The organism is Vibrio sp. 10N.222.55.B11, from assembly GCF_041473705.1.
Lineage (GTDB): Bacteria > Pseudomonadota > Gammaproteobacteria > Enterobacterales > Vibrionaceae > Vibrio > Vibrio crassostreae_C.
Map to the genome: position 1 here is coordinate 38172 of NZ_JBFRST010000028.1, position 16167 is coordinate 54338.

Below are 16167 nucleotides of genomic sequence, written 5' to 3' on the forward strand. Positions count from 1 at the left end.
AGTATTTTGAAGAAAGTTTTAGCAATTGGCTACGTTTGGCCAGAACCGAATTCATCGGCGGCTGGCAGCCATATGATGTCTCTTTTACGTCTATTTAAGAGACAAGGTTGGTCAGTTGAATTTGCAACACCCGCTCAAGAAACCGAGCACATGATTGATCTCTCTGAAGAGGGCATCACAAGCCAATCTATACAGTTAAATTGCGATAGCTTTGACGATTACATTGAAGAGCTGCAGCCCGATGTTGTGATGTTTGACCGTTTTATGATGGAAGAGCAATTCGGCTGGCGCGTCGAGAAGGTATGTCCCAATGCCTTTAAGCTACTGGATACTGAAGATTTACAATTCCTACGCAATGCTCGACATGAAGCTGTTAAGAAAGAGACAGAGTTAACGAAAGAGCACCTGTACAGTGACTTGGCGAAACGTGAAATCGCTGCAATCCTGCGCTGTGATCTTTCGTTGATCATCTCAAGTTACGAGATGGAATTGCTCCAATCTGAGTTCAATATCGATCCAAAACTATTACATCACCTGCCGTTCATGGTTGATCTCAACACGTTGCCTGAAAGTACGAAAAGCTTTGAAGAACGTAAGCATTTCATGACGATAGGTAATTTTAGACATGCGCCTAACTGGGATGCAGTGCTTCAGTTACAGAAGATTTGGCCGAAGATTCGTAAGCAGTTGCCTGATAGTGAACTTCATATTTACGGATCTTATCCGCCGCCGAAAGCAACCGCTTTGCATAATCCAAAAACCGGTTTCCATATCAAAGGTTGGGCTAAAGATGCTCAAGAAGTGATGGAAGATGCACGTGTTTGTGTTGCGCCATTACGTTTTGGCGCTGGCATTAAAGGCAAGTTACTTGATGCGATGAAGCTGCAAACTCCGAATGTAACCAGCGAGATCGGCAGTGAAGGCATGCTACCGCAAGGTGAACTGCAATGGCCGGGCGCAGTGTCAGATGATATTGATGAGTTTGTTGAACAAGCTGTCGCTCTTTATAAAGATGAAAAGAAATGGCTTAAAGCTCAAAGCCAATGTCATTCAATTCTTGAAGCGCACTATGAACAGAATCAACTGGGCGACAAATTGATCGAGCGACTGACTGCGCTAGGTTCTGAGCTTGATGCGCATCGACTGAATAATTTCTTTGGTTCAATGCTTAAGCACCATAGTATGGCGAGCACTAAGTACATGTCGCAATGGATTGCTGAGAAGAACAAGGTCAAATAGCTGTTCTTTACCAAAGACAGAATAAATCTTAAGCCCTTAGGTTAACACCTAGGGGCTTTTTTCATGCAGGGCGCTTGTTAATTCCAGACTTACAAAACGACACATACTCGCAGTACATTAGCATTGACTAATTTATATTTATTAGTAAACTCTAATTTATAGGTTGTTATGAGTTTATGATGTTTGTGGATAGGAGAGGTTTGTGCTTAGTTTGATTCCTTGGGATGCTTTTTTCGGCGGCATGTTGTTAGGCGTGTCGGCCATTGTTTTAATGTTGGGGATTGGTCGAGTTGCTGGCATTAGTGGCATTGTCAGCCGATTATTGCCAACTGGCACCAGCAACAAAGAACGTAAAGATGCGGATACAGCAAACACCGAAAAACACTGGCGTATCGCCTTTGTTGTGGGAATGGTCGCAAGTGGTTGGCTATTAATTCCGACGGGCTACCAACTTCCGCAGTTAGAAGAGATGAATCTCGCTTTAGTGATTATTGCTGGCCTTCTGGTGGGCTTTGGTACTAAAACAGCGAACGGTTGTACTAGCGGGCATGGCATTGTCGGAATGGCGCGTTTATCTAAACGTTCTATTGTTGCGACCTGTGTATTTATGGGTGTGGCAATCGTAACCGTGTTTATCAAGAATCTGACTGGCTTGGGGGCATAATGAAAAGCGCTTCATTTACTATCGTTATCGGTTTGGTCGCAGGTATTCTTTTTGGCTCTGGCATGATCATCTCAGGGATGGTTGATCCTGAGAAGGTACTCGGCTTCTTAGACATTACCGGTAACTGGGACATTAGTTTGGCATTCGTCATGGGTGGCGCGCTATTGGTCTTTGCACCGTTTTATCATCTGGTCATTAAAAAGCGCGCTAAAGCCATCAATGGCGAGCCGTTAGATAGCCGTAACAATCCGTTGATAGACAGAAAGCTGATTCTTGGATCTACAGCGTTTGGCTTAGGCTGGGGGATTGCAGGCTTTTGCCCAGGCCCTGCGGTAACCAGCCTAAGTGGCGGCAACCCGACGGTGTGGGTGTTTATGATAAGCATGCTGGTGGGAATGTGGCTGGCGGATCGTATGAACAAAACGTGTTAGTAGCAAGCTTATAGCTGATTACATTGGCTTTGACGTTATCCGTTCTGAGCTGACCAAGCATAGAGGTTGACTCGCTTTCAGCACGAAAGTCAGTCAGCCTCTTTCTATATTTACTGTTTCTATTATTTTCAGTTATCTAAAATCTACTATTTAATAGTCGTTGAAACTGGGCAGTGGTCACTGAGTTTGTAGTCCAGAACATCTTGTGTTTCAAATACCTTCTGCTTTGCAGGAGAAGCATTTAGCGACTCACTCACCACAATATGATCAATAACAGAGCGGAACTGATGTGTGCGATAATTGTTGCGGTTAGAGCGTACCTTACAATCTGCACGGGTCTTTCGTGTCGCTAACTGCGCATCAGTATATTGTGATAACTCTTTCCACATCCAATCTCGTGAGTAAGCGAGGTTATGGTTAAAGTCGCCAAGAATGGCGTAGTCTTCGTTATTGCGCTCTCTTTGCTTTATCCACTTGTTCAGTTGCTGAGCTTGCACTTTTAAACGAGAGCAATCGCGGTTGGACTTATACGCTCCGCTACAACCTGCCTTTAAATGCACAGACAACATGTGAATGGGTTTAAAGTTTGTTTCTACAACGATATAGCTGGCAAACCTAAGTTTACTGTTGGATGTGGTTTCAAGCGGAAAGTCAGCGTAGTCGGTGAGGGCTACTCCTTTACGAACTGCAAATCCCGTGTATTGGTTCACTTCTTTAAATTGGCGGTTGCTGTTCTTAGATAGCGCCCGGTCAGACATCAATATCTTGTATTGATCACCAGCCACACGCTGAATGGCATTTACGTTATCGACTTCTTGAAATGCAACCACGTCTGCGTCTAAGGATTGAAAATAAGTTGCGAGTTTGTCGAAATCAGCTTGATCACGTTTGTCAGAAAACTTATTCACAGCCTCGTTGGTTGATAACCATTCGATATTCCAACTGGATATGGTCAAAGGTTCAGCAAATGTCTGGCTACTGAGTAAGCAGCCTAACATTATCCAGTTTTGAAGTCGTTTCATGCCAAATATCCCTAATTTTGTCTGCCAATATTGATGAGCCGTTATCCTACAACACTTACCAAAAATTCAACTCTTTTTAGGAGTTTTTTTATTGTTACATTGTTTCTTTTCGACTTGAGAACTAGCGTAATAATATTGAATTGATCTTAGTCAGCGTTCTCTTTTTATTGATCCAAATCAATACTCAAAGTTGGTGGTTCTCGTTAAATACGCCACAATATCTAGTGTTAGTTAAACGATAAATCGCTCTATATAGTGTGTTTGTGGATAAGTCTGTGAATACCTCAAGAGTAAGGAGAAGTGGTGAAATCAATCGTAATCAAGCGTGATGGCTCAAGAGCTCCATTCAGTAGAGATCGCATCCAAGCTGCAGTGGAAGCAGCATCAGACAAAGCCGATAAGGAAATTGCTATTTATGCACTGAATGTGGCATTAGCAGTTGAGTTGAAGCTCGAAGACTACGATGAAGTTCATATCTCTGAAATTCAAACCATGGTCGAGAACGAGCTAATGCAGGGACCATACAAGTCTCTGGCTCGTGCCTACATTGAATATCGTCATGACCGCGACATCGCCCGTGAGAAGCAAAGCGCTTTAACTCGTGAGATCGAAGGTTTGATCGAAGAAAGCAACGTTGATCTAATCAATGAAAACGCGAACAAAGATGGCAAAGTAATCCCAACTCAGCGTGACCTGCTGGCGGGTATCGTGGCTAAACACTATGCGAAAACTCACATTTTGCCACGTGATATCGTACATGCTCACGAATGTGGTGATATTCACTACCACGATCTAGACTACGCACCGTTCTTCCCAATGTTTAACTGCATGCTTATCGATCTAAAAGGCATGTTAACGCATGGCTTCAAGATGGGTAACGCGGAAATCGACACACCTAAGTCTATTTCTACGGCGACAGCGGTAACCGCGCAGATCATCGCGCAAGTGGCGAGTCACATCTACGGCGGCACAACGATTAACCGCATCGATGAGGTTCTTGAACCTTACGTTATGGCGAGCTACGAGAAGCACTTATCGCTAGCGAAAGAGTGGGACATTCATAGCCCAGAAGCTTTTGCTATCTCTCGCACAGAGAAAGAGTGTTACGACGCGTTCCAATCTCTGGAGTACGAAGTAAACACGCTGCACACCGCTAATGGACAAACACCATTCGTGACGTTTGGTTTTGGTTTAGGTGAAAGCTGGGGCTCGAAATTGATTCAGCAATCAATCTTGAAAAACCGCATTGCAGGTTTGGGTAAGAACCGTAAAACAGCCGTGTTCCCTAAACTGGTATTTGCGATCAAAGATGGTTTGAACCACCAGAAGCAAGATCCAAACTACGACATCAAGCAATTAGCGCTAGAGTGTGCGTCTAAGCGTATGTACCCAGACATTCTTAACTACGACAAAGTAGTAGAAGTGACAGGGTCATTTAAAACTCCTATGGGTTGCCGTAGCTTCTTGAATACTTATGAAGAAAATGGTGAGTTGATTCACGAAGGCCGTAACAACTTAGGTGTTGTTAGCTTGAACTTGCCACGTATTGCGATTAACGCAAAACAAGATATGGCTAAGTTCTACGAACTGCTTGATGATAAACTCAAGCTGGCTCGTCGTGCATTAGAAACTCGTATTTCTCGTCTAGAAAACGTGAAAGCACGTGTTGCTCCAATCCTATACATGGAAGGTGCATGTGGCGTTCGCTTGAAAGCAGACGACTCTATTGCCGATATCTTCAAGAACGGCCGCGCGTCTGTTTCTCTTGGTTACATTGGTATCCACGAAGCGATGACAGCACTTTACGGTACTGACGTTCACTTGTACGACGATGGCGAAATGCGTGCTAAAGCGCTTGAGCTGGTGGAGTACATGAAGCGTGAAGTGGAATCTTGGACCAAAGAGACAGGTTACGCATTCAGCCTATACGGCACACCAAGTGAAAACCTATGTAGCCGTTTCTGCAGCATCGACACCAAAGAATTTGGTGTGATTGATGGTGTGACAGACCGTGGTTACTACACCAACAGCTTCCACTTAGATGTGCAGAAGACAGTGAACCCATACGACAAGATCGATTTCGAGATGCCTTATCCTGAAATTTCTAGCGGTGGTTTTATCTGTTACGGCGAATTCCCGAACATGCAGAAGAACATCGAAGCACTAGAAAACGTATGGGATTACAGCTACACACGTGTTCCTTACTACGGCACTAACACACCGATTGATGAGTGTTACGAATGTGGTTACAACGGTGAGTTCGACTGTACAAGTAAGGGCTTTACGTGTCCTAAATGTGGCAACCATGACTCAACCAAAGTATCGGTGACGCGCCGTGTTTGTGGTTACCTTGGTAGCCCAGATGCACGACCATTTAACTTCGGTAAGCAAGAAGAAGTTAAACGCCGCGTGAAGCATCTTTAGTAAGCTCTAAGATTATTAGCTAGCTTACTTAGAAGAGCTACGTTTCAAGAAATATGTTTGGTATCGGCGCTATGTCGATACCAATTCATTTGTTTCAACTCTCGCTACTTTTCGAGTTAAACCATTAAGCCATCACGAGTTTTCAATACTGCCTTATGAATTATCACCAATATCACCCAATCGACGTTGTAAATGGCCCTGGAACACGCTGCACTTTGTTTGTGTCGGGTTGTGTACACCAGTGTCGCGGGTGTTATAACCAATCAACGCAAAGGTTGGACTCCGGGCATTTGTTTACTCAAGAGCTGCAAGACCACATTATCGCTGATCTCAATGATCCACGAATCAAGCGTCGTGGCTTGTCGCTTTCAGGTGGTGATCCTCTTCATCCTGCAAATGTATCTGAAGTGCTTAAGCTTGTTCAGCGTGTAAAAGCAGAATGTGAAGGCAAAGACATCTGGATGTGGACGGGCTACGAGCTCGACGAACTCGACGAAAAGCAGAGGCAAGTACTTGAATATGTTGATACTTTGATTGATGGTCGTTTTGAGCAAGATAAAGCGGATCCAATGTTGGATTGGCGTGGTAGTTCAAACCAAATTATTCATCGGTTCCGACTCTAGTAGACTTTCGTTAGTTAACGTCAACCTACATTAGTGCAAATTAGTAGCCTCAGCTTCTCTGTTGAGGCTTTTTTATTTTATGACGTTCTAAATTTGTAAATTGATTGAATATTGAACTATATGGAATAGGGAATATTAGATTGCACCAGTCTCAACTAGAGTTATCTCCTAAAAATCAAAACTTTGATGAATTTCTGTTTCTTAAATTGTAAATAAAATGATAACTTGGAGGCCATTACTTGAATTTCAAAGGGTTGTGACTTTCATGTTTTCACATCTACCAAAACCAACTTTAGATCCAATTTTATCTCTTTCTGTCGCTTACCGTGGCGACCCTCGTACTGATAAAGTCGATTTAGGCATTGGCGTTTACAAAAACGACCAAGGCGAAACTCCGATCATGAAAGCCGTTTCTAAGGCTCAAGATATCGTTGTTGAGACTCAGAAAACCAAAGCTTACGTTGGCCTAGCAGGCTGTGAAGAGTTTAACCAGAGCATGGTTGATCTGCTGCTTAAAGGGACTTCTGCAATGGATCGCGTAGCTGCGATTCAAACACCGGGTGCAAGTGGTGCACTTCGCATGTTGGGTGACTTAATGAAAGTTTCTCAACCAGACACCACGGTTTGGATTTCAAACCCAAGCTACGTTAACCACAAACCTGTGATGGAAGCGGCAGGCTTAAAAGTTCGATATTACAATTACTTCAGTCCTGAAACGAAGCAAGTTGATACTGCAAGAATGTTGGATGATCTTTCAAAAGCGGGTCCATCAGACGTGGTACTACTGCACGGTTGCTGTCATAACCCAACGGGTGCGGATATCAACTTTGAAGCGTGGCAGGAAATCACCAAATTATCTCAGAAGAATGGTTTCTTACCGTTCGTTGATATTGCCTACCAAGGCTTTGGTGATGGCTTAGAAGAAGACGCAAAAGGTCTTCAACACATGGCTAACAACGTCGAAGAGATGTTGATTACGACATCTTGCTCGAAGAACTTCGGTTTATACCGTGAAAGAACGGGTGCCGCTATCGTGATTGGCAAAAACAGCGAACACGTTGGCAATGCTAAAGGTAAGCTTCTAACGCTTGCTCGTTCAACTTACACAATGCCGCCAGATCATGGTGCAGCTTTGGTTAAAACAATTCTTCAGAATCAAGAGCTAACCTCGATTTGGAAGCAAGAATTGAGTGAAATGCAGCAACGTTTGTTAAATCTGCGCCAAAGTTTATGTGATGAATTGCGAAATACTTATAACACGTCACAGTTTGACTTCATTGAAAGCCATAAAGGCATGTTTAGTGTACTAGGCTTTAAAGAAACTCAAATGAATCAATTACGTGAAGAATATGGAGTCTATGGTGTTGGTGATGGACGCATCAATATCGCAGGCCTTTCCGAATCTCATATTCCTTATGTAGCAAAAGCGATAGCAAACGTTTCAAAATAGAAGGTGACTGAATGTATAATTGGAAAGCGATTGTAGTTTTAATGCTAAGTGGTGGCCTGTTTGCTTGTTCGGCTACAACTCAAGCTCCTGTTGAGCCAGAGCAAAAGCCTCAAATCGAACAACCTGTTGTGGATGACTCTTCAAAAACTGACGCAACAGAAGGCGAGAAAGTAACGGAACCTACTGAGAAGCCTGAAGAAGTAAAACCAACTGAGCCGGAAGTAAAACCTGCACCTGTTGAAAAACCAGTAGAGAAGGTTAGAAAAACAAGTGACGGCAAACTGATTCTTGGTGAAGAAGAGTGGGTGTTTGTTCCTGGTTTAAAAGAAGCGTTTAAAGCACGTGTCGATACCGGTGCAACAACCTCTTCAATCAGTGCAGTTGATATTGTTGATTTTGAACGTGACGGCAAAGACTGGGTTAAGTTCAAGATTGAACACGACGGAATTACAACTGAAGAGATCAGCTTACCAGTAGAACGCTGGGTTAAGATCAAGCAATCAAGCGCAGAAGGCACACAACGACGCGCTGTGGTTGTAGCTTCGATTCAAATTGGCGATCTAAAAGACAAAACTGAATTTACGCTAGCCGACCGAACGCATCTTTCTTTCCCACTTCTGTTGGGTAGAAGCTTCTTTAGAGATGTTGCGGTTGTCGACGTGAGCAAAAAATACGTTCAGAAGAAAATTACTAAATAACAAGTTCTGCTCGTCATCAAAGCTTTTCGTTTTGAAGAGCTATAGTTTCAAAGGTGACGGGCTTAAAAGACTTTTAGTGTTGATAAATGAAATCCCTACCAGTTCTGCTGGTGGGGATTTTTTTATTTACACCCCATAACGTATGAAAAGCATCTAAATGGTCTATGTTTACTATTCGTTTACTGTTTAGCCTCGACAACGTGATCGAGATCTCTATATAATCCGCGCTTCGATTTTTGTTTAATCCATACTTTCGTACTTCTTATTTAGGTTCTTGAAATAGCCTAATAATTATCTGTCAGTACACGCTTAGGAATTAGTTCTTTGATATCTACCGCGAACATCACAATGCAATTTGGCGCAGAGCCGCTGTTTGAAAACATCTCTGCTAAATTTGGTAACGGCAACCGTTATGGTTTGATCGGCGCTAATGGTTGCGGCAAATCAACGTTCATGAAAATCCTAAGTGGCGCATTAACGCCAAGCTCGGGCAACGTTTCTATCACTCCAGGAGAAAAACTGGGTGTGCTAAGCCAAGATCAGTTCGCTTTCGAACAGTACAGCGTTATCGACGTTGTGATCATGGGCGACAGAAAACTTTGGGAAGTAAAACAAGAACGTGACCGCATTTACTCTTTGCCAGAAATGAGCGAAGACGACGGCATGAAAGTCGCAGAACTTGAAAGTGAATTCGCGGAAATGGATGGCTACACAGCAGAAAGCCGTGCTGGCGACATCCTAATTCAAGCGGGTATTGAAGAAGAGTTCCATTTCGGCTTGATGCAGCAAGTAGCTCCAGGTTGGAAACTGCGTGTGCTATTGGCACAAGCTCTGTTTGCAAACCCAGATATCCTGCTTCTTGATGAACCAACCAACAACTTGGACATTCACACGATCAACTGGCTTGCTGAAGAGCTAAACCAGCGTAAATGTACAATGATCATCATTTCGCACGATAGACACTTCCTGAACTCTGTGTGTACACACATGGCAGACATCGACTACGGTGAGCTACGTGTCTACCCTGGTAACTACGAGTACTTCCTAGAAGCATCTGGCTTGATTCGTGAACAGCTTTTAGCAAGCAACGCTAAGAAAGCGGCTGAAATCAGCGAGCTTCAAGATTTCGTAAACCGTTTTGGTGCTAACGCATCTAAAGCAAAACAAGCAAGCTCTCGTGCCAAGAAAATGGATAAGATCACGCTTGATGAAGTGAAATCATCGAGCCGTATGAGCCCATCTATTGATTTTGGCGAAGGTAAGAAACTACACCGTCAAGCGCTTGAACTTCAAGACCTTGGTCACGGCTTCGATGGCGAAACATTGTTTGCCGGTGGTAACTTGCTGCTTGAAGCGGGTACTCGTCTTGCGGTTATCGGTGAGAACGGTGTAGGTAAAACCACGCTGCTACGTTGCCTAGTTCAAGAGCTAGAGCAAAACGAAGGTATCGTAAAATGGTCTGAAAACGCATCTGTAGGCTACTGCCCACAAGATAGTACGTCTGACTTTGATAACGACCTGAGCATCTTCGATTGGATCTCACAATGGCGCACAGTGAAGCACGATGACCTTATGGTACGTGGCATTCTAGGTCGCCTATTGTTTACTGCTGACGATGCGAACAAAAAAGCGCGTAACTGTTCTGGTGGTGAGAAGAACCGTCTGTTATTCGGCAAGCTAATGATGCAAGACATCAACGTGCTGGTAATGGACGAACCAACCAACCACATGGACATGGAAGCAATCCAAGCCCTGAACGACGCGTTGAAGGTTTACACTGGCACGCTTATCTTCGTAAGCCATGACCGAGAGTTCGTTTCTTCATTAGCAACACACATCATCGATGTAAAAGATCAACAGCTAGTGAGCTTCCAAGGTACTTATGAAGAGTACTTAGATCACCAGAAAAAGATGCTGATGGTTAGCTTATAAAGCAAGTCGCTGGCTCAGGTCGTGAACGACTAAAAGCCAGCGAAACTAACAAACAAAAAAAGCCCCGAACATTAATATGTTCGGGGCTTTTCTATGTAATACGTTTAGCTATTTATTACTCAGTAATTGAAATCTAGATTAGAATCCGAATCGAGCCGACATTAAGATTTGGTGGCCATATGTGCCGTTATTGCGCATATCAAGACCAACAGACAGTTGATCAGTTGAATGGAAACGAGCACCGATACCCAAAATTGAACGAGTGTCATCGTTGTCGATCAGTTGACCAAGGCGTGCGTTAACTTCAACGTTTGCCATTAACCAAGCTCTCAAGCCAAGGTTAATTTCTGTTTTGATGTGGTTATCGTCATTCCGTTCAATGTTGTGCAGTAACATTTGGCCAGTAACGTCAGCAAATTGACTGATTGGGCCGTTGAATCCCATACCTACCGCTGCATCCCAATCACTTTCAAATTCTGAATCGATACGAGCAACAAAATGAGAGTTCTGAGTGAACATTGTTGTGACTTCACCACCGAAAGTACTTGGGCTAGTACCCATGCGCAGCTCGAATGTGTTGTAGTTAAAGTTGTTTGCAGACGCAGAGAATGAACACAGTGCAGCGAGTCCTAAAAGGACAGTCTTATTCGTGCAACTTAGCATGGTGACTCCATATAAATTGTATTTTGCGGCAGTATAATACAAAAAAGCCTGCAATATGCAGGCCAATTATTTGAAGTCGGTATTTTTATATTAATCGCTTATAGAACCTGGATGTGGTCCACTTCGATTTCAGGTGTCTTACCACCTTCATATTCACCGAAGATACGAACTTTTGTATCAGCGGTCAGTGGTTGTGCTAGGCGGATATCATCATCAAGTTCGATTTGAATTTCACTCTGGCCATCAGAGAAGACAAACGTGTCATTCTTAAGTTGACGAACGATCTTGCCATCCACAATTGCTTCTTGCTCTGCGAACATGCTTGTGTCGGCAAGTAGTGTCGCAACAGAAACGGTTTCAATTGGGCCAGTATAAGCAATAGCGCTTTCGTGCTTGTTGCTGTTGTGGTCACTAGCCATTGCGAAAGTAGGAGCAAGGATAATAGTAGATGCGATAGCTAATACAGTTTTTTTCATGGTGAATCCCTTAATGTTGTTTTTAGTAGAAACGTTTTTCTGAATTTGAAACGTTTCTTTTCGTTAGTACGTTTTTTGTTGAAGCGCCTGTTATCGTTCACAAGCTTCGTTTCGATGGAGCTATTAAACAACACTGGGGTTGAATCCAGAGTGAGTAACACATTCATTTTCCATTCATTTTATTGAGCATCTACTCGGCAATGACGTTAAGATGGTCGCAGAGAAATATTGCCCACAGCTATAAATTGAAAATTAAGAAATTAAGAAATTAAGGATTTAAGTACAAATGCGAGCACCATTAAGTGCCCTTATGGTTCAAGGGACAACGTCAGATGCCGGAAAAAGTGTTTTGGTCGCAGGTTTATGCCGTGTTTTGGCAAGGAAAGGAATCAAAGTGGCACCTTTTAAGCCACAAAACATGGCGTTGAACAGTGCTGTGACAAAAGATGGTGGCGAAATTGGCCGTGCTCAAGCGGTTCAGGCGCAAGCTTGCAATATAGAGCCAACCGTTCACATGAACCCTGTATTGTTAAAGCCTAATTCAGATACCGGCGCGCAAGTGATTCTGCAAGGCCGAGCGCTGAGCAACATGGAAGCGACGGGTTATCATGATTACAAGAAAGTGGCGATGGATACAGTTATCGATTCGTTTGACCGACTTTCTGAAGAATATGAAAGCGTGATGATTGAAGGTGCGGGGAGCCCAGCCGAAATCAATCTTCGTGAAAATGATATCGCTAACATGGGATTTGCTGAGAAAGCGGACATCCCTGTGATCATCGTTGCTGATATTGACCGTGGTGGCGTTTTTGCGCATCTCTACGGGACATTAGCTCTATTGTCTGAATCTGAACAAGCTCGTGTAAAAGGCTTTGTGATAAATCGTTTTAGAGGCGATATCGCACTGCTTCAATCTGGCCTAGATTGGCTAGAGGAAAAAACCGGCAAGCCTGTGATTGGTGTGTTGCCATATCTGCATGGTTTTAACTTAGAAGCGGAAGATGCCATTACCTCTGCTCAAGAGTCTGACGGAGAAGCTAAGCTTAAGGTGGCGGTGCCAGTGCTAACCCGAATCAGCAACCATACAGACTTTGACGCGTTAAGATTGAATCCTTCGATTGATTTACGTTATGTCGGTAAAGGCGAACGTGTAAACAATGCTGATTTAATTATCTTGCCGGGTACAAAGTCGGTAAGAGCAGATTTGGATTACCTAAAAGAACAAGGCTGGGATAAAGATATTCAACGCCACCTGCGCTTAGGCGGCAAAGTGATGGGTATCTGCGGTGGCTACCAAATGTTAGGTAACATCATCCACGATCCTGATGGCGTTGAAGGGGAACCCGGCAGCAGCGAAGGGTTAGGGTATCTGGATACTGAAACGACCCTTACACAGCAGAAAACCTTAACCAACGTACGCGGCACCATGACGCTGGATGGCAAAACAGCACAAGTAAAAGGGTATGAAATCCACGTAGGTAGGACTGATGTCAAAGAAACAGCCTTACCGGTTCAGTTAGAATCTGGCAGCCTAGATGGCGCTGTGAATCAAGATAACTCGATTTTTGGTACTTACTTGCATGGCGTATTCGACAACAGTGATGCGTTGTCGCTTATTTGCGAATGGGCAGGAGCCAACGATGTGACCGCGATTGACCACGAACAGCTTAAAGAGCTGGGTATTAATCGAATCGCTGATGCCATCGAAGAGTACTTAAATCTTGATCTGCTTTGGCCAGAGTTAACAGCTTAAGCCGCCATTTAGAAGTTAGCTAAAGAACTTAAACGAACAATAGATAAGTGATAACAATGAAAAAGCGAGTCTTCCTTTTAACCATGGCTTTAACTTCGGCATTGAGTTCTAGTCATCTTTTTGCTGCGGAAAAGCTACGAGTTTACGCTGCATCGTCGATGACCAATGCGGTTAATCTGTTGGTTGAAGAGTTTGAGAAAGACCATTCTGTCGATGTGATTCCTGTGTACGCGAGTACGTCGTCTTTGGTGCGACAAATCGAAAGAGGAGCACCAGCAGACATTTTTATCTCGGCAAATGAGAAATGGATGACGCATTTAGTCGATCGTAAATTGGTTTATAGTGACAATGTCACAAACCTATGTGAAAACGAACTGGTGCTGATTGCTCCTAAAGAGACATCGGTAACGTTAGACCTATCAAAAGGTGAACAATGGGCTAAACTGCTTACTAATGAAAGGCTTGCAGTGGGTAACACCATGTCGGTTCCTGCTGGTATCTATGCAAAAGAAGCGTTAGAAACGTTAGGTGTATGGGACGATGTGAAAACTCGATTGGCGCCAAGTAACAATGTTCGTATGGCCTTAGCCTTAGTCGAGCGCAGTGAAGCTAAGCTTGGCATTGTCTACAAAACGGATGCGTTGCTTTCTAAAGAAGTAAACCTAGTGTCGACCTTCCCATCAGATCTGCACACACCAATACGTTACCCTGTAGCGAAGTTGAGTGATAAAGTTGTGGCAGAAGAGTTCTATACTTTCCTAAAGAGCGAAAAAGCGAAAGACACCTTGAACAGTTTTGGATTTGAAGTGCGTTAAATGATGTATTTATCGGAATACGAATACCAAGCCTTAATGCTGAGCTTAAAAGTCGCTGGGTTTGCAATCTTATGGCTTATCCCTATCGGTATTGGCTTAGCATGGCTACTTGCTAAGAAACAATTTGTAGGTAAGAGCATTGTTGAGAGTATTGTCCATTTACCTTTGGTACTTCCACCTGTGGTTATTGGCTATTTACTGCTAGTGATGATGGGCAGGCAAGGTATCATAGGTTCGTGGCTCAATGACGTGTTTGGTATTGTATTCAGCTTTAGCTGGAAGGGCGCGGCACTCGCTTGTGTGGTTGTGGCGTTGCCGCTGATGGTTCGCTCTATTAGATTGAGCCTAGAAACCGTAGACAGTAAGCTTGAAGAGGCGGCTGCTACATTAGGCGCTTCACCTCTTCGTGTGTTTTTCACGATCACTTTACCCTTGATGATCCCAGGGGTCATTACCGGCACCATGCTTTCATTCGCAAGAAGCCTAGGGGAGTTTGGCGCGACCATCAGCTTCGTTTCAAATATTCCCGGTGAAACTCAAACCATTCCTTTGGCTATGTATACCTTTATTGAAACCCCTGGCGCTGAAATGGAAGCCGCGCGTTTGTGTGTCATTTCTATTGTGATAGCGCTGGGTTCATTGATGCTATCTGAGTGGCTCAACAAAAAGTCAGCACAACGCTTGGGAGGCAATGCATGAGTGCTTTGATCCTCCAATATCAACAACAACTTGGTGAAACGTTCTTTGATATCGACTTGGAATTACCAAGTAGCGGCATTACGGCAATTTTTGGTCGTTCTGGCGCGGGTAAAACCTCACTTATCAATGCAATCAGTGGCCTTAAACAGCCCGATAAAGGTCTGATCAGCGTATCTGGAACCACACTGTTCGATAGTGAAAATGGCATTAATTTGCCGACTCACAAACGCAACGTCGGTTATGTGTTCCAAGAGTCGCGATTGTTTCCACATATGAAGGTGGCAGCGAACCTTAAATACGGTATGAAAAGCGTCGATCAAGCGCACTTTGAGCAAATAGTCTCGCTGTTGTCTTTGGGTTCATTGCTTTACCGATACCCAGCTCGTTTGTCTGGCGGTGAGAAGCAACGTGTGGCGATTGGCCGCGCTTTGTTATCAAAGCCGAGCATTTTGTTGATGGATGAGCCTTTAGCGTCTCTCGACTTGCCTCGTAAGCGCGAAGTGATGCCATTTCTGGAAAACTTATCCGAAACCGTCCAAATCCCGATCATCTATGTCACTCATAGCCTCAATGAAATTTTACGCTTGGCAAATCACCTTGTGATTATTGACCAAGGCAAAGTGATTTCGTCGGGTGTGACGGAAGAGGTTTGGGCATCGAGAGCCATGCAACCTTGGCAATCTTTCTCAGAGCAAAGCTCGTTGTTTGAAGCGACATTAGCGGAACACAATGACGATTATGCGCTGTCTCGCCTGATGTTAGGAAAGTCGACGTCGTTATGGGTTCAGAAAGTGTCGAGTGAGCTTGGTACGACAGTGAGGCTACAAGTTAGGGCAAATGATGTCTCTATCACGCTAGAACAGCCGAAAGGAACCTCGATACGTAACATCCTTCCAGTGACCATTAAAAGCGTAGAGACGCACCAACAAGGCACAAATAAGCAGAGTGTCGAGGTCGAGCTAGAGTTAGAGTCTGGGTGCTACCTATGGGCAACCATTACATTGTGGGCGCTGGATGAGTTAAATCTAGAAATCGGGCAGCGTGTTTACGCTCAAATTAAAGGTGTGAGTGTCGCTCAAAGAGATATCGCGGTAACGCATTAAACCTGACAAGGTCAGTTTTTCGATATTGCCGCGATACTGCCTGTTATAGGTTCTGAAAATTCGGTCTTGATTCCATGAATGGATACATGCGTCATTTTTATACGGTATAACTGCCAGTTTTGCGCCACACTATATGAGTGTTAAAGCATATGATTTGTCGAATCATATGAACATT

General features: G+C 43.9%; 15 protein-coding genes. 12 read left to right on the forward strand and 3 right to left on the reverse strand.

Features of this window, described 5'->3' with window-relative positions:
* The first annotated feature begins 6 nt into the window (after positions 1-6).
* From AB4503_RS10770 to AB4503_RS10780, 3 genes are all read left to right on the forward strand, one after another.
* The gene (locus tag AB4503_RS10770) at positions 7-1239 is read left to right on the forward strand and encodes a glycosyltransferase (protein ID WP_102394371.1); all 1233 of its coding nucleotides are present in this window, start codon (positions 7-9) and stop codon (positions 1237-1239) included.
* Positions 1240-1441: 202 nt separating this feature from the next.
* On the forward strand, positions 1442-1903 hold the full coding sequence (locus AB4503_RS10775) for a YeeE/YedE family protein (protein WP_010429747.1): 462 nt from the start codon (positions 1442-1444) through the stop codon (positions 1901-1903).
* Positions 1903-2334, forward strand: a complete 432-nt coding sequence (locus tag AB4503_RS10780; RefSeq protein WP_017070964.1) for a YeeE/YedE family protein — start codon at positions 1903-1905, stop codon at positions 2332-2334. The genes AB4503_RS10775 and AB4503_RS10780 overlap by 1 nt, the downstream gene beginning before the upstream one ends.
* Before the next feature lie 146 nt (positions 2335-2480).
* Here the strand turns inward: AB4503_RS10780 and AB4503_RS10785 are convergent, their stop codons facing one another.
* Positions 2481-3356: an endonuclease/exonuclease/phosphatase family protein gene (locus AB4503_RS10785; RefSeq protein WP_017070963.1), complete on the reverse strand. Its 876-nt coding sequence runs from the start codon at positions 3354-3356 to the stop codon at positions 2481-2483.
* 303 nt (positions 3357-3659) lie between these two features.
* Here AB4503_RS10785 and nrdD point away from each other — a divergent pair, with 303 nt between their 5' ends.
* The 5 genes from nrdD to AB4503_RS10810 all read left to right on the forward strand — a co-directional run bounded on the left by nrdD (position 3660) and on the right by AB4503_RS10810 (position 10483).
* Positions 3660-5780 carry an anaerobic ribonucleoside-triphosphate reductase gene (gene nrdD / locus AB4503_RS10790; protein ID WP_102394372.1) on the forward strand — a complete coding sequence of 707 codons (2121 nt, stop codon included), beginning with the start codon at positions 3660-3662 and terminating at the stop codon, positions 5778-5780.
* A 155-nt stretch (positions 5781-5935) separates the two neighbouring features.
* Positions 5936-6403, forward strand: a complete 468-nt coding sequence (nrdG, locus tag AB4503_RS10795; protein ID WP_017064571.1) for an anaerobic ribonucleoside-triphosphate reductase-activating protein — start codon at positions 5936-5938, stop codon at positions 6401-6403.
* A gap of 265 nt (positions 6404-6668) precedes the next feature.
* Positions 6669-7853, forward strand: a complete 1185-nt coding sequence (locus tag AB4503_RS10800; RefSeq protein ID WP_372114583.1) for an amino acid aminotransferase — start codon at positions 6669-6671, stop codon at positions 7851-7853.
* A gap of 11 nt (positions 7854-7864) precedes the next feature.
* Positions 7865-8551 carry an ATP-dependent zinc protease gene (locus AB4503_RS10805; RefSeq protein WP_017069095.1) on the forward strand — a complete coding sequence of 229 codons (687 nt, stop codon included), beginning with the start codon at positions 7865-7867 and terminating at the stop codon, positions 8549-8551.
* A 324-nt stretch (positions 8552-8875) separates the two neighbouring features.
* Positions 8876-10483: an ABC-F family ATPase gene (locus AB4503_RS10810; protein WP_080582218.1), complete on the forward strand. Its 1608-nt coding sequence runs from the start codon at positions 8876-8878 to the stop codon at positions 10481-10483.
* 138 nt (positions 10484-10621) lie between these two features.
* Here AB4503_RS10810 and AB4503_RS10815 read toward each other — a convergent pair whose 3' ends face one another.
* Together AB4503_RS10815 and AB4503_RS10820 are read right to left on the reverse strand one after the other, a co-directional pair.
* The gene (locus AB4503_RS10815; protein WP_017069094.1) at positions 10622-11146 is read right to left on the reverse strand and encodes a hypothetical protein; all 525 of its coding nucleotides are present in this window, start codon (positions 11144-11146) and stop codon (positions 10622-10624) included.
* 98 nt (positions 11147-11244) lie between these two features.
* The gene (locus AB4503_RS10820) at positions 11245-11622 is read right to left on the reverse strand and encodes a YgiW/YdeI family stress tolerance OB fold protein (RefSeq protein ID WP_048608277.1); all 378 of its coding nucleotides are present in this window, start codon (positions 11620-11622) and stop codon (positions 11245-11247) included.
* Between the two features lie 286 nt (positions 11623-11908).
* On the opposite strand from AB4503_RS10820, the gene AB4503_RS10825 reads away from it, so the two are divergent.
* Genes AB4503_RS10825 through modC form a run of 4 tightly spaced genes read left to right on the forward strand, consistent with a single transcriptional unit; the run spans position 11909 to position 15992 of the window.
* On the forward strand, positions 11909-13375 hold the full coding sequence (locus AB4503_RS10825) for a cobyric acid synthase (protein WP_372052282.1): 1467 nt from the start codon (positions 11909-11911) through the stop codon (positions 13373-13375).
* Positions 13376-13431: 56 nt separating this feature from the next.
* Positions 13432-14190 carry a molybdate ABC transporter substrate-binding protein gene (modA, locus tag AB4503_RS10830; RefSeq protein WP_017060111.1) on the forward strand — a complete coding sequence of 253 codons (759 nt, stop codon included), beginning with the start codon at positions 13432-13434 and terminating at the stop codon, positions 14188-14190.
* On the forward strand, positions 14191-14889 hold the full coding sequence (gene modB / locus AB4503_RS10835) for a molybdate ABC transporter permease subunit (RefSeq protein WP_017060110.1): 699 nt from the start codon (positions 14191-14193) through the stop codon (positions 14887-14889).
* Positions 14886-15992, forward strand: a complete 1107-nt coding sequence (modC, locus tag AB4503_RS10840) for a molybdenum ABC transporter ATP-binding protein ModC (RefSeq protein WP_372114585.1) — start codon at positions 14886-14888, stop codon at positions 15990-15992. The genes modB and modC overlap by 4 nt, the downstream gene beginning before the upstream one ends.
* The last annotated feature ends 175 nt before the right edge of the window (positions 15993-16167 follow it).